This is a genomic window from Hymenobacter sp. HDW8 (assembly GCF_011305775.1).
GTDB lineage: Bacteria > Bacteroidota > Bacteroidia > Cytophagales > Hymenobacteraceae > Hymenobacter > Hymenobacter radiodurans.
This window is the reverse complement of sequence record NZ_CP049907.1, coordinates 3,118,373-3,131,251: the sequence shown is the minus strand read 5'-3', so window position 1 is coordinate 3,131,251 and position 12,879 is coordinate 3,118,373. Positions and strand designations below refer to the sequence as shown.

The window sequence follows — 12,879 nt, the reverse complement described above, 5'->3', positions numbered from 1 at the left end:
TGGCTTCTGATTTGGCGTAAAAGCGTGAAACAGAAAGCCAGCCGCTACAAACCCATGATCAGAAACACATGAAGAACCCTTTGACCCCGGAGCAGGAAGCCAAGCTGGTTGCTGCCATTCGACAGGCCGAAATCAAGACCTCAGGCGAAATTCGGGTACACTTGGAAGATACCTGCCCAACCCCCGAACCCCTGGACCGGGCCGCGCAGGTATTTGCCGAGTTGAACATGCACCGTACGGCGCAGCGCAACGGGGTTCTTTTTTATCTGGCCTGGGAAGCACGCCGCTTCGCTGTTATTGGCGACGCCGGCATCAACGCCGCCGTGCCCGACGACTTCTGGGAAACCACCAAAGAAACAGTGCTGAAGCACTTCCGGGCCAATGACTATGTGACCGGCCTGGAAAAAGGCGTGCGCATGGTAGGCGAGCAGTTGCAGCACTTTTTCCCTTACGATGCGGGCACCGACAGCAACGAGCTCGACGATTCAATCTCATTTGGCAAACCGACGCCCCCGCGCGCATGAGGCACCCCTCCCCTTCTGCCTTCTGGCGAATCTTAGTCCCTTGTCTGTTGCTGTGGCTGGCCGTTGCCGGAATTTGCCCCCCAGCCTTCGCCCAAGATTTGCCCCCCAGACCCAGTCCGCCCCGGCTGGTGAACGACCTGGCCGGTATGCTGCGCCCCGATGAGGTAGCAGCCCTGGAAAATAAGCTGGTTGCTTACGACGACTCTACGTCTTCTCAAATTGCTGTCGTAACCATCCCAACGCTAGGTGATTATGAGCTGGCCGACTACGCTCAGCAGCTGTACGAAGCGTGGGGCATTGGGCAAAAAGGCACCAACAACGGCATCCTGATTCTGGTAGCCGAAAAAGAGCGCAAAGCCCGCATTCAAACGGGCTACGGCCTGGAAGGCGCTGTGCCGGATGCGTTGGCGAAGCGTATTATTTCCAATACCGTGGTGCCGGCCTTTCAGCAACAGCGCTACTACGATGGCCTCGACCGGGCTACGGATCAGCTTATTGCGCTGGCTAAGGGCGAATACAAAGCCGACCCAGCCACAAACCGACGAGAACGCAGCAGCGACGACAGCGGCTCCGGCTGGACTTTCTGGCTGGTAATCGGGGTGCTGGTGCTGTTTCTACTGATGCGCAATCGCGGTGGTGGTTCCGGCGGGCGCCGCAGTAGGGGCTTCGGGGGCATGGGTATTCCGCCCATCATCTTCGGCGACTTCAGTGGCGGACGCGGCGTATTTGGCGGCGGAGGCGGCGGCTTCGGGGGTGGAGGCGGTGGCTTTGGCGGCTTCGGGGGCGGTAGCTCCGGCGGCGGCGGGGCCAGCGGCGACTGGTAATTACTGTGCTTCTTCGGCGCTACGCGTCCCCACTTGCTGATATACTGGTAACTCATAAAACGGCCGCAACAGCTGGATAACATCCAGCGCATCGGCTACGGCTTCGTGCGCCACGGTATTATCGTCAAACTTTGCGCGGGCCTTGCAGATGCTCATTGTAGGCAGGCGCGAATCCTTCTTCCAGTTTAGATAGAACGCGGCAGGGTCCAGCATAGCGGGCTCAGCCCGCACCAAAGTGCCGTAGCCGGGCAGCTCGCGCAGAAAGCCCAGGTCGAAAGAGGCAATATTCTTCCCGGCCATCGTCACCGTCACGCAGTTGTGCTTGTCCGCATTGAAGCCTTCAGCCAGTAAAAAGTCTCGCAATTGAGGCAGTAGCTCCTCTGGGGGGCAAATTTCCGGGTTGGGCTCCTTGCGCGCCAACTCTTCCAGTAAGCGCGCATTCAAGGCCAGCGCGCCGGCTGTGCCTACGTACTCCGGGTGCCGCACCGCCCGCCGAAAAACCGGCAAATCGGTCAGTGGCCTTGGGCGCTTGGTGTCTTCTACTACGGCCGCTAATTCCAGAATCTGATGGCGTTGGGGCTTACCGCCGGTGGTTTCGAGGTCGAGGGAGATGTAGCGCATGCCTGACTGTACGGGTGGCAGTAAGCAGACGTTGGGGCTGCCACCGCTACTTCCTAATGATCACTCATTACGCCCGCTTTGATAGCAACTGGCAAGCGGTTTTCGACCGGCGGCACGGGGCAGGAATATTGCCCCCCATACGCGCAGAACGGGTTGTAGGCCCGATTGAAATCCAGCACCACTTTTCCGTTTTGAATTTGGCCGAGGTGTAAGTCGAGGTAACGGCCGCCACCGTAGCTGCTATGGCCGTTGGTGCGGTCGGTGAAGGGAACAAACAGATAATCTTGGTAGCCTTCTTTCTGTAGTAGATCAAGGCTTTGGTAAATAGTGAGCTTCAATTCCTGCCCTTCAAGCGTGAAATAAGCGTCGCCATATTTGCGGTACATCGGCCGGCGGGCGGTGCTGGTTTCCATCTCAAAAGGAGCAGCCAGCGAATCGCGGATAAAACGGGCCTCAACGCGAGCAGCGCGATTGAGTGGGAAAAACGGCAGTCCCTTGAATTTCTTTAGCTCCTTCGCGGGCAAGGGCGACTCGGCCGGGTTGCGGTATTCAGCGTTGAGTTCCTGCTGGAAAGCGGCTACTTCTTTAGCGTGGTCTGCGGCTGGGAGCGTAGGAATGGCAGCCGTTGTTTGGGCTGTGGCGCTCAAGGAATATAAAACCAGCAGCAGGGGAAAAAGGTAAGTGTATTTCATGCTCCAAAGTACACGGGCTTTAGCATACTCGTAGTATTATTGACCGAACACGGCAGGCTCTGGCGCGTTTACTTCATACGCTCGCCCACCTACCGCTTGTATCTTCGCCCCCATGACCGAATCTACCGCCCCCGAAACTCCCAAAAAACTCTTTCTCCTCGACGCTTTCGCCCTTATTTACCGCGCCCACTTCGCTTTTAGCAAGAATCCGCGCATCAATTCCAAGGGAATGAATACGGGCGCCGTACTCGGCTTTACCAACACGCTCGTGGAGGTGCTACAGAAGGAAAAACCCACCCACCTCGGCGTAGCCTTCGATGCTCAGAAGAAAACGTTCCGCCACGACAGTTTCGCCGAGTACAAGGCTCAGCGCCAGGCAATGCCCGAAGATATCGGCACGGCCATCCCCTATATCAAGCGGGTAATTGATGCCTTCAACATCCCGATTCTGATGGTGGACGGCTTCGAGGCCGACGACGTGATTGGCACCCTGGCCCAGCGCGCCGAAGCGCAAGGCTTTGAGGTGTTTATGATGACGCCCGACAAAGACTACTGTCAGCTCGTTACCGAAAAAATCAAGATCTACCGGCCCGCCTTTATGGGTAATGCCGCTGAAGTGCTGGATCTTGCCCATGTCCTGCAGCGCTTCGAGATTGAGCGCGTAGAGCAGGTAACCGACATTCTGGGCTTACAAGGTGATGCGTCCGATAACATTCCGGGCATTCCAGGTATTGGCGAGAAGACGGCCAAAACGCTGATCCAAAAGTACGGCTCGGTGGAAGGGCTGATTGCCCACGTAGATGAGCTGAAAGGCAAGCAGCAGGAAAACGTGCGCAACTTTGCCGAGCAGGGCCTGATGAGCAAGGAGCTAGCCACTATTCATGTGAACGTGCCCATTCCGTTTGAGCCCGACGCCCTGAAAATGGGTCCGCCTAACGAGGAACAATTACGCGCCTTGTTCGATGATCTGGAGTTTCGGCAGCTGGCGGCGCGGGTGCTGAGCGGGGGCGCGCCAACCACATCTACGCCTTCGCCACGGGCGCGGCGCGCGGCGGCTGGGGGGCAAATTGCGCTGTTTGGTGCGCCAGTTTCTACAGCTACCGCGGAGGATGAGGAGGAAGATGAATTTTTGCCCCCCGCCACCAAACGCACCCTCGCGGACGTACCGCATCAGTATCACCTGATTGATACGCCGGCACTGCGTAAGTCCTTGCTGAGCTTCCTGATGCAGCAGAAAGAAGTCAGCTTCGATACCGAAACGACTGGGTTGGATACGATGACTTCGCGGCTGGTGGGTTTGTCGTTCTGCTATCTGCCCGGCGAGGCGTACTACGTGCCGGTTCCGCACGACGATATGACTGCCGCTCAGGCTATTGTGGACGAGTTTCGGCCTTTTCTTGAGAGTGAAACCATTGGCAAGATTGGCCAGAACATCAAGTACGATCTCACTATTCTGAAGCACTACAACGTGCGGGTGCGTGGGCCTTTATTTGACACCATGCTGGCTCACTACCTGCTGGAGCCCGATATGCGCCACAACATGGACATTCTGGCCGAAACCTACCTGCATTACACGCCGGTTTCTATCATAGAACTTATCGGACCCAAGGGTAAAAACCAGAAAACCATGGCCGATTTGCCCCCCAGCCAGGTCAGCGACTACGCCTGCGAAGATGCCGATGTGACCTTGCAGCTCAAGCACGTATTCGAGCCCAAACTGGCTAAAATCGGCCTATTGAAGCTACTGAACGAAGTAGAGAACCCGCTGGTGCCCGTGTTGGCCGATGTAGAGTATGAAGGCGTGCGCATCGACAGCTCGGCCATGGGTGAATATTCCGCTGAACTGCAAGGCTACATTACGGATCTGGAAAAGCAGATTTTTCAGGCGGCCGGGCAAGAGTTCAATATTGGCTCGCCCAAGCAGCTTGGGGAGGTTTTGTTTGATAAGATGCAGCTCGGTGGCGGTAAAATCAAGAAAACCAAAACCGGCCAGTACGCCACCGGCGAGGAGATTCTGAGCGTGCTGGCTATTGACAACCCTGTGGCCGCGCTGATTTTGGAATACCGTCAGCTGACCAAGCTGCGCTCCACGTACGTGGAAGCACTGCCGCAGCTTGTGTGTGAGCTAGATGGCCGCGTGCACACTTCCTTCAATCAAGCCGTAACGGCCACCGGGCGCCTGAGCAGCACCAATCCTAACCTCCAGAATATCCCGATTCGCACGGAGAAAGGCCGCGAAATCCGCAAAGCCTTCGTGCCCCGCGACGCCGACCATTTACTGGTTGCAGCCGACTACTCGCAGATCGAGCTGCGCATCATGGCCGACTTCAGCAAGGACGCAACGATGATTGAGGCTTTCCGCCAAGGCATCGACATTCACAGCAGTACGGCCAGTAAAGTATTTGATGTGCCGCTTTCAGCCGTGGATCCCGAGATGCGCCGTAAAGCCAAGACCGTGAACTTCGGTATCATCTACGGTATTTCAGCGTTTGGTTTGGCCCAGCGCCTGAGCATTTCCCGCAAGGAAGCGCAGGATATTATCGAGGCCTATTTTGAGGAATTCGGGGCCGTGAAGCGCTTCATGGACGAAAGCATTAACAAAGCTCGGGAGCTAGAATACGCCGAAACGCTGCTCGGTCGCCGCCGCTATCTGCGCGACATTAACTCACGCAACGCTACGCTACGCGGCTTCACCGAGCGCAACGCCATCAACGCGCCCATCCAAGGCACCGCCGCCGATATCATCAAAATTGCCATGATCCGCATCCACGATTGGCTGGAAAAGGAAAAGCTAGGCACCAAGATGATTCTGCAGGTCCACGACGAATTGGTATTTGATGCGCCCAAGGCGGAAATCGAATACATCACTCCTCATATTAAAGAGTTGATGATAAACGCCTTGCCGCTGAGCGTACCGATGGAAGTAGAGGTGGGAACAGGCAGCAACTGGCTACAGGCGCATTAGGCTAGAAGGAATGTTGCTGAATGATTCATGATGATAATGTCGTCGAAATAGAGCGACTTAATAACGGTAATTGATGGAGCCTAAGCCCTTCAAGCACTTGCCTCCGTATAGCGTGGCTACACTTCCATATTTATCCTTAGCGCTTATGCCACACCAGGTCCATACCTCCACATTGCAGAATGTAGCCCGCGGCGCGCTAGGCACCTTTATGATTGTAGCCGGTACGGGGCACCTCACTTTTGCGCGGCAGCAGTTTCAGGCCCAGGTACCCGATTTTGTGCCGCTGGATAAGGATACCACCGTGCTGGCATCAGGAGTGGTGGAAATTGGGCTGGGGTTGGCGCTGCTAGTACTGAAAGGGCAGAACCGGGTGCGGATGGGTTTGGGCTTGGCAGCCTTCTATGCGCTGGTTTTTCCCGGCAACATTCACCAGTACACTCATCATATCTCGGCTTTTGGCCTCGATACCGATGCTAAACGACTTGGCCGGCTGTTTTTTCAGCCTGTGCTGATGGGTTGGGCCCTGTGGTCGACAGGAGCTTTGCAAGCCTTGAAACAAAAGCAGAACGACCGAACATAGCCGCAAATTGGTGAGCCATGAACTCTCGGTAGGCTGAGTTGGTATACTTATATATGACGACGAATCCTTCTTTTGATGTAGTAGTAATCGGTGCAGGACCGGTGGGTTTGGCCTGCGCTATTGAGGTGCAGCGCCGTGGTCTGTCGGTTTGTGTTGTCGACAAAGGCGCGCTGGTTAATTCTATCGTGGGATATCCTACGAATATGGAGTTTTTCTCCACGCCCGAACTGCTCGAAATTGGTGGCTACCCTTTCCCGACTAGTGGCTACAAGCCCCTACGTGAAGATGCACTGGATTATTACCGTCGCGTAGCCTTCGCCGAAAAACTCAATCTCCGCCTATATGAGCGCGTGCTAGGGCTGGAAGGCGAAGCGGGTGCCTACGAGCTGCGCACGAATCTGGGGCTTATTCAGGCTCAATCAGTGATTGTAGCGACGGGTTTCTTTGACGTGCCCAACAAGCTAAACGTGCCAGGCGAAGAACTGCCCCACGTAAGCCATTACTACAAAGAGCCCTATGCCCATGTCGGTCAGCCGGTAATTGTGGTGGGGGCCAAAAATTCTTCGGCCAAAGCGGCGCTGCAATTAGCCCGCGCGGGCGCTGATGTGACCTTAGTAGTGCGCGGACCAGCGTTGGCCGAATCGGTGAAGTACTGGATTAGGCCAGATTTGGTGAATCGTATTGCCGAGGGTCGAATCAAGGCCCTTTTCAACACCACTATTTCGGCCATCCGACCCGGCGAGATAGATGTAGTGACAGAAAATGCCCCCCAAACCCTACCGGCCAGCTTCATTTACGCCCTCACTGGCTACCGTCCCGACTACAGCTTGCTTGCTGCCCTAGGCATCGACACGCAGCCAGATGCCGTGTGCACTCCCTGGCACGATCCCGAGACTTTCGAAACCAACCGCACGGGTGTATACTTGGCTGGTACCGTGTGCGGGGGCTAAATACCAGTCGGTGGTTTATTGAGAACGGCCGCTATCATGCGGCCGTTATTGCCGCGCACCTTGCTGGCCAGGCAGTTCCTATTTTGCCCCCCGTGCTTCAGCCCGTACAATTATCATAACATCGGTCAGTTGATTCACACAAAAAAGGCCTTCTCCTGTGCAGGAGAAGGCCTTTTCACTTTTTAATGAGGCGAATTAAGGGAACTTCACACCAGGATAATCATTAGCATTCAGCGTCGGTACAGATGCACCGTACTGCTGGTTGATGATGCGAATCATCTCATTAGCCACGATGGAGTAACCGCGAGGAGTTAAGTGCACACCATCCAAAGAGAACAAGTTGCCCGTGATAAACTGAGCGGTATTGTTCACGCCGTTCGTCACGATACCACCGCTGGCTACACGAGCGAAAAAGCCATTCACATCAAATACAGCTAAGTTTTTTGCCGTTGCTTTGGCTATCATGGCATTGTTGAAGGCGGTAGTAGCTGTGCGTACTGCCGTCTGCTCAACATCGTCAAGCACGAAGGCGCTTGGAATAGGATTTCCCGCGCTAGTACCAAACGTCTGAAGCGTATCAATACCATAAGTAGTCAGGAAGATCGGAAAACCGGCGGCTGGTTGGCCGCTCTGCCCATATATATAACGCCAGGCGCGACCCGTACGCTGGTTAAGCAAGCCTAGGAAAGGAGAGGAAGTCAGAGTAAAGAGTTGACGACCTACACCGCTAGCATCGCGAATATCAGCAGTAAGAATTTGTCTACGGTTAGTAGAGGTTGCGCCACCTGGGGCTGAACCTGTCTGAATTACTAGGCCAGGTACACCATTGGGCAAGCCGGGCTGCGGGGTCAGTAATGTAGCTTTAAATGATGGTCCTACCGTCGTGAAGAAAGGAATGTTGGTAACGTCTGGAATAGTAGCAACAATCCCTTTTGCGCCATTTGCCGTGAGCGCATCGATGAGTTGATTGTTGTTAGCCGTGAAGGTTGCTGTACTTGTTATTGAGCTGGTTGGAGCAGTACTTGCTCCACCCGATGTAGCATAACCCAACACGTCATTGTTACCCATCCAAGCCGAGAAGAAAGTTGGGTTGGATGCTGCTACACGGGCCAGATAAGTTTGAGTAGGCTGAGCATCAGGTGTAATACGCTCAAACAGTGGATTACCCTGTACGCTACCGTAGCCAGCCGTTAGAATATCCGACATGCGAATGCCGGGTACACCTAGGTTATTAATAGGCTCGGTAAACTTAGTGTAGAGCGGACGAGCCGCTGTAGCGCCAGCCCGCAGAGCTAGCTCTGTGGTAACCGGAGCTGTGATGGGGCTGCCGGTAGCAGTAAAGCCAGCCAGACGCAGGTAGCCAGTACCGTTGCGCTGAGCTTCTGTGAACAAAGGCTGCACGAACTCGCCGCCGCCTACGCTACGGAACTGCTGCGCCAGCAGGTTGGGATAAGAGTTTAGCTGACCTTCCAAGTACAAGCCGCCGTCTGCATAGCCAGCCGTTAGAGAGTTACCTACAGAGATGTAGCGAGAGAAGTCCGCGGTGCCACTGCTGGGCTTGATGTCTTGTTCCAGATCAGGCTGGCAGCCCGTGAGAGCCAACCCAAGAAACGCCAGGAACGGGGCGGATTTAGTAAACAGTTTAGAGGCCATATCGATACAAGCGAGGCAAAGAGTTAGAAGGAGTAGTTCAGGCCAATACCTGGAATGACAATGTTGGTTTTGTAGGTACCTGCTACGCGGTCCTGAGTACCATTGGCCACCAACTGGCTTTGCGTCTGGCTGCGCTTGGAAATGCTTACAAACTGGGTTGAGAAATCTACTCCAAATTTGCCTACGGCGTACGAAGCACCAATGGTACCGCTAACGCGGTTCGCGTCGGGCGTTTCGGGCGTCACGTACCCGTCGCGTACTGGCGACTCATCATAAGCAGCACCAGCACGCACGGTCAAGCCATCCGTAATTTTGTACTGTCCACCTAAGCGGAAAGTCAGCGCATCTTCATAGTTACGCTTCGATACGCTGGTGTTGGAGCCGTTGATAGGATCAGCAAACGTGAATTCCAGGGTTTTGTACTTGCTCCACTCAGCATAGTTCACGTCGAGGCCGATGGTGAGCTTTTCGGTAGGCATAATACCGACACCGATGCTGGTAGTAGCAATCAGGGGTAGTGTAGCGTCGAACTTGGTATTAGGAAAACGAGCCGCTAATACCGAGTTAGGATCGACGCCAGTGAACGTAACGTCGCCGCCTTTCACCTCGGCATCAATCTTTGAACGATAGTTTATACCTAGGCTAAACTTCTCAGATGGCTTAAAGAAGACACCCGCGTTGAAACCGATTTTGCGTTCTGCCTCGCCGTCCAGCTCAATATGACCAAAGGAATCAGGCAAAGGCACATCGCGCTGCAGGTTTACCGCACCGTAAGCCAATACCGTCAGGCCAGCGCCCACGCTGATCTGATCCGTAATGGCGTAGCTTACAGTGGGTTGCACATAAATCGACTGAAGCTCAATCTCTGTCAGAGCCGTGCGGCCCTCCCAACCTTCAGCATATTTCAGCGTGCTGCCAAAAGGCGTGTACACCGCAATACCCGCCCGAAACTTGCCTTCTGCTGGGCCAAAGCTCGCGTACAGGTTAAAAGGCGTAACTACTGAGTTGCGTAGCTCGCGCTGCGTGCTTCCTCCTTCGGCCACAAAAGCCGAGCGGGCAAACGTAGCATTAACTCCTACTTGTACGCCCCGCTCGCGTACCATTGCCAGCGCACCCGGGTTGTAAAACATAGCAGCCTGATCGAGCGATAAGCCAACGCCAACGCCGCCCATGCCGTTGTTTTTCTGCCCGGCTAGCGTCACCTGATAGCCACCCGCCGAGGCCGCAGTACTCGTAAGTAGCGCACCACCCACTAGGAGTAGAGATTGTAACTTCATAAAAAAGGGGAATGAGTGAGAATTTGCGGTTTATGGCACTAAATGTAAGTAGAAAAATTAATCAAATTAGTAGGCGTGCCGAGTAGTTTACAAGACGCTCTAAACTTTGAACAATTTGCCTTCATTGGATATTGGGGGGCAAATTAGCAATAATGTCTACTGATTAGCTACAACTTGCCGGCTGTGCAAATTCAGGCGCTGGCCACTCACCAGCACATGCACGCGCAGGTCCTGGCCTGCCACCGGCTCGCCCCGGCCAATGCGCCCTAAATTGCTGCCATGCAGATGCTGCCCATCCACCACCATCACTACCCCATCACCGAAGATTTCCGCTTCTTGGCCGCCCCGCACAATGATGCCCGTTTCCTGCCCTAGTCCTAAGCCCAAACGCGTAGGATGCTGCACCACCGCGTGCGCCAACCGCCCAAAGCGCCCTCGCTCGGCAAAATGCTGATCCAAGTACACTTCCCCCAACAGGCCCAGGCCGGGGGCCGTGCGCAGCCCTCCTTTTGTGAGCGAGCGGGCACCATGGCCTTCCACAATCATACAATCGGGGAGCACGGCTGCACCGGCGCTGGTGCCGGCCACAATAAAGGCCGCATCGTGGCGGTAACGGTCGGCCAACACGGCTAGGGCGCGGGTTTTTTGCCAGAACTCCGTAATCCGCTCTTGATCACCGCCCGTAAAGAAAACCATAGCCGCTCGCTCCAGGCGCCTGAGGTTTTCCTCCGTATCGGCGGCGTGGCGTTCGTCTATGCGCAAATGATGCACCGAGCGGCAGCCCAAGTCGTGCAAACTATCCTGGTAGCCGCGGCTGCTTCGGCCAGGGTTGCTGGAGGCCGTGGTGACAATCTCGACCGGAGCAGTAGGCGCTGGCAGCATATCAGTGAGCATAGCCAGCATGGCGTCGTCGTCGCCGCCGCCCAGGGCTACTAGCGTTCCGAGAGGTGATTTTTTGGGCATAATTGGCAGGATAAAAACAAATAGCGGATATAGAGAGCCCCGGGGGGCTTTTTCAGGCCAGTCGATCGACGGCTGCGGCATGAAGGTAAGAGGCGCATGCCACCCACCCGCGCTTGTTCCCTACGTTCTGGATAATGGTATGGTAACCCTTTTACTGTGTCACTCAAAAAAGTATACGCTGCCACCAGCGTAGCGCCATCCTCGGCACCACACGAATCGACTTCGCCAGTCAATTTTCAGGTTCAGCTCTTACCGCTCGAAATTAGCGACTAGTTTACAGCAAGGCCGTTTTTTTAGGTTAATTTTGAGAGGCCAATTCTCACTAACTCATCCTTGCCTAGCGAAGCACTCCTCTTTAGTAGTTCATGAATCAGCACCCTACCACCGACCAGATTACGTCCCTGATTCAGGAGGGCGAATTTTTTAAATTAAAAGAACTGCTCAAGAAGTTTGAGCCCGCCGAAGTGGTGGAGCTGATTGAAGAGGAAGACGAACGCGAACAGCTTATTATTTTTCGGCTGCTGCCTTTGCAGTTGGCCACCCAGGTGTTTGAGTACCTGGAAATAGACGTGCAGCGGCACTTTCTGGCCAATCTGAGTCAAGATAAAATCTCGGATATCCTGAATGAGATGTCGCCCGACGACCGGACGGCTCTGCTGGAGTTTCTGCCCGATGACTTCGTAAAAGAGCTGATTCAGACGCTATCGGAGGCAGAGCGCAAGGTAACGCTGGAGCTGCTAGGCTACCCCGAGTACAGCGTGGGCCGCCTGATGACCCCTGATTATATTGCTATTCGCGAGAGCTGGACGGTGCAGCAAGTGCTCGACTATATTCGGCGGCACGGGGGGCAATCGGAAACCATAAACTTGCTGTACGTCACCGACGGCCGTGGTGTGCTCATCGACGATATCAGTATCCGGGAGGTGTTGCTGGCCGACCCTAGTAAGCGCGTGAGTGAGCTTATGGATCGGCGCTTCGTGCACCTCCAAACCATGCAGGATCAAGAAGAAGCCATTGAGGTGTTTCGCAAAAATGACCGGGTGGCGCTTCCTGTCGTCAATGATGAAGGCGTGCTCTTTGGCATCGTGACTATCGATGACATTCTGGATATTCGAGAAGAGGAAGACACCGAAGACATCCAGAAGCTTGGTGGCTCGCAGGCTCTGGACGAGCCGTATCTCAGTATTCCGCTGCTGGGCATGGTGCGCAAACGCGCCGGCTGGCTCGTAATTCTGCTGATTGGGGAGATGTTTACGGCCACGGCCATGGGCTACTTTGAGGAAGAGATAGCCAAAGCTGTAGTGCTGGCGCTGTTCATTCCGCTCATCATCAGTGCGGGCGGCAACGCGGGCTCCCAAGCTACTTCGCTTATTATCCGGGCCATGTCGCTGGGTGAGTTGAACCTGGGTGAATGGTGGCGCGTGATGCGGCGCGAACTGGCTACTGGCCTGATGCTGGGGGCATTTTGGGAGTGGTTGGCCTGTTGCGTATCTTGTTGTGGTCGCGCCTGTATCCTAATGAATACGGCGAATATTACTGGCAAATTGGGCTTACGGTTGGTTTTTCGCTGGTCGGCATCGTGTTGTGGGGGTCCTTGTGCGGCTCTATGCTACCGTTGCTGCTCAAGCGCCTCGGTGCCGACCCAGCTACTTCATCGGCCCCTTTTGTAGCTACGCTGGTCGATGTGACCGGGCTAGTGATTTACTTCTCGTTTGCCCTGCTATTCCTGAGCGGCACGCTGCTGTAGTCCAACTTTAGCCCGCCGGAAAGTAACCGTACCCAACAGCCGCACCGTACGTTAGCCGAGGCAGCGTGCCGGTTACTTTCTAT

The 12,879-nt window shown here is 55.0% G+C and carries 10 protein-coding genes and 1 pseudogene; 6 read left to right on the top strand and 5 right to left on the bottom strand.

Annotation, left to right across the window (positions count from 1 at the left end):
- Window positions 1–68 precede the first annotated feature (68 nt).
- Both G7064_RS13290 and G7064_RS13285 read left to right on the top strand, forming a co-directional pair.
- A complete protein-coding gene (locus tag G7064_RS13290) occupies window positions 69–524 on the top strand; it encodes a TPM domain-containing protein (protein ID WP_166073967.1) in 456 nt (151 codons plus the stop codon).
- Entirely contained in the window at window positions 521–1,348 is an 828-nt protein-coding gene (locus G7064_RS13285; protein WP_166073966.1) for a TPM domain-containing protein, read from the top strand. Before G7064_RS13290 ends, G7064_RS13285 begins: the two co-directional genes overlap by 4 nt.
- On the opposite strand, the gene G7064_RS13280 is transcribed toward G7064_RS13285, so the two are convergent.
- Window positions 1,349–1,969, bottom strand: coding sequence for a hypothetical protein (locus G7064_RS13280; RefSeq protein ID WP_166073964.1), 621 nt, complete (start codon window positions 1,967–1,969; stop codon window positions 1,349–1,351).
- Window positions 1,970–2,022: 53 nt separating this feature from the next.
- The gene (locus G7064_RS13275) at window positions 2,023–2,661 is read right to left on the bottom strand and encodes a DUF1684 domain-containing protein (protein WP_166073963.1); all 639 of its coding nucleotides are present in this window, start codon (window positions 2,659–2,661) and stop codon (window positions 2,023–2,025) included.
- Window positions 2,662–2,773: 112 nt separating this feature from the next.
- Here G7064_RS13275 and polA point away from each other — a divergent pair, with 112 nt between their 5' ends.
- From polA to G7064_RS13260, 3 genes are all read left to right on the top strand, one after another.
- The gene (polA, locus tag G7064_RS13270; RefSeq protein WP_166073962.1) at window positions 2,774–5,626 is read left to right on the top strand and encodes a DNA polymerase I; all 2,853 of its coding nucleotides are present in this window, start codon (window positions 2,774–2,776) and stop codon (window positions 5,624–5,626) included.
- A gap of 145 nt (window positions 5,627–5,771) precedes the next feature.
- Complete coding sequence (locus G7064_RS13265) at window positions 5,772–6,206, top strand: hypothetical protein (protein ID WP_166073961.1); 435 nt, start codon at window positions 5,772–5,774, stop codon at window positions 6,204–6,206.
- A gap of 53 nt (window positions 6,207–6,259) precedes the next feature.
- Entirely contained in the window at window positions 6,260–7,156 is an 897-nt protein-coding gene (locus G7064_RS13260) for a YpdA family putative bacillithiol disulfide reductase (RefSeq protein WP_240935493.1), read from the top strand.
- 195 nt (window positions 7,157–7,351) lie between these two features.
- On the opposite strand, the gene G7064_RS13255 is transcribed toward G7064_RS13260, so the two are convergent.
- The 3 genes from G7064_RS13255 to G7064_RS13245 form a co-directional block, all read right to left on the bottom strand.
- Entirely contained in the window at window positions 7,352–8,809 is a 1,458-nt protein-coding gene (locus G7064_RS13255; protein WP_166073960.1) for a hypothetical protein, read from the bottom strand.
- A 23-nt stretch (window positions 8,810–8,832) separates the two neighbouring features.
- Window positions 8,833–10,086, bottom strand: a complete 1,254-nt coding sequence (locus G7064_RS13250; protein WP_166073959.1) for an OmpP1/FadL family transporter — start codon at window positions 10,084–10,086, stop codon at window positions 8,833–8,835.
- Between the two features lie 156 nt (window positions 10,087–10,242).
- Window positions 10,243–11,049, bottom strand: coding sequence for a cyanophycinase (locus G7064_RS13245; RefSeq protein ID WP_166073958.1), 807 nt, complete (start codon window positions 11,047–11,049; stop codon window positions 10,243–10,245).
- A gap of 365 nt (window positions 11,050–11,414) precedes the next feature.
- On the opposite strand from G7064_RS13245, the pseudogene mgtE reads away from it, so the two are divergent.
- Window positions 11,415–12,796, top strand: a pseudogene (gene mgtE, locus G7064_RS13240) (magnesium transporter).
- The last annotated feature ends 83 nt before the right edge of the window (window positions 12,797–12,879 follow it).

What these genes read in the sequence shown, in the direction of transcription:
- G7064_RS13290 (WP_166073967.1), top strand. Translation starts at nt 69, where the DNA reads ATGAAGAACCCTTTGACCCCGGAGCAGGAAGCCAAGCTGGTTGCTGCC.
- G7064_RS13285 (WP_166073966.1), top strand. Translation starts at nt 521, where the DNA reads ATGAGGCACCCCTCCCCTTCTGCCTTCTGGCGAATCTTAGTCCCTTGT.
- G7064_RS13280 (WP_166073964.1), bottom strand. Translation starts at nt 1,969, where the DNA reads ATGCGCTACATCTCCCTCGACCTCGAAACCACCGGCGGTAAGCCCCAA.
- G7064_RS13275 (WP_166073963.1), bottom strand. Translation starts at nt 2,661, where the DNA reads ATGAAATACACTTACCTTTTTCCCCTGCTGCTGGTTTTATATTCCTTG.
- polA (WP_166073962.1), top strand. Translation starts at nt 2,774, where the DNA reads ATGACCGAATCTACCGCCCCCGAAACTCCCAAAAAACTCTTTCTCCTC.
- G7064_RS13265 (WP_166073961.1), top strand. Translation starts at nt 5,772, where the DNA reads ATGCCACACCAGGTCCATACCTCCACATTGCAGAATGTAGCCCGCGGC.
- G7064_RS13260 (WP_240935493.1), top strand. Translation starts at nt 6,260, where the DNA reads ATGACGACGAATCCTTCTTTTGATGTAGTAGTAATCGGTGCAGGACCG.
- G7064_RS13255 (WP_166073960.1), bottom strand. Translation starts at nt 8,809, where the DNA reads ATGGCCTCTAAACTGTTTACTAAATCCGCCCCGTTCCTGGCGTTTCTT.
- G7064_RS13250 (WP_166073959.1), bottom strand. Translation starts at nt 10,086, where the DNA reads ATGAAGTTACAATCTCTACTCCTAGTGGGTGGTGCGCTACTTACGAGT.
- G7064_RS13245 (WP_166073958.1), bottom strand. Translation starts at nt 11,049, where the DNA reads ATGCCCAAAAAATCACCTCTCGGAACGCTAGTAGCCCTGGGCGGCGGC.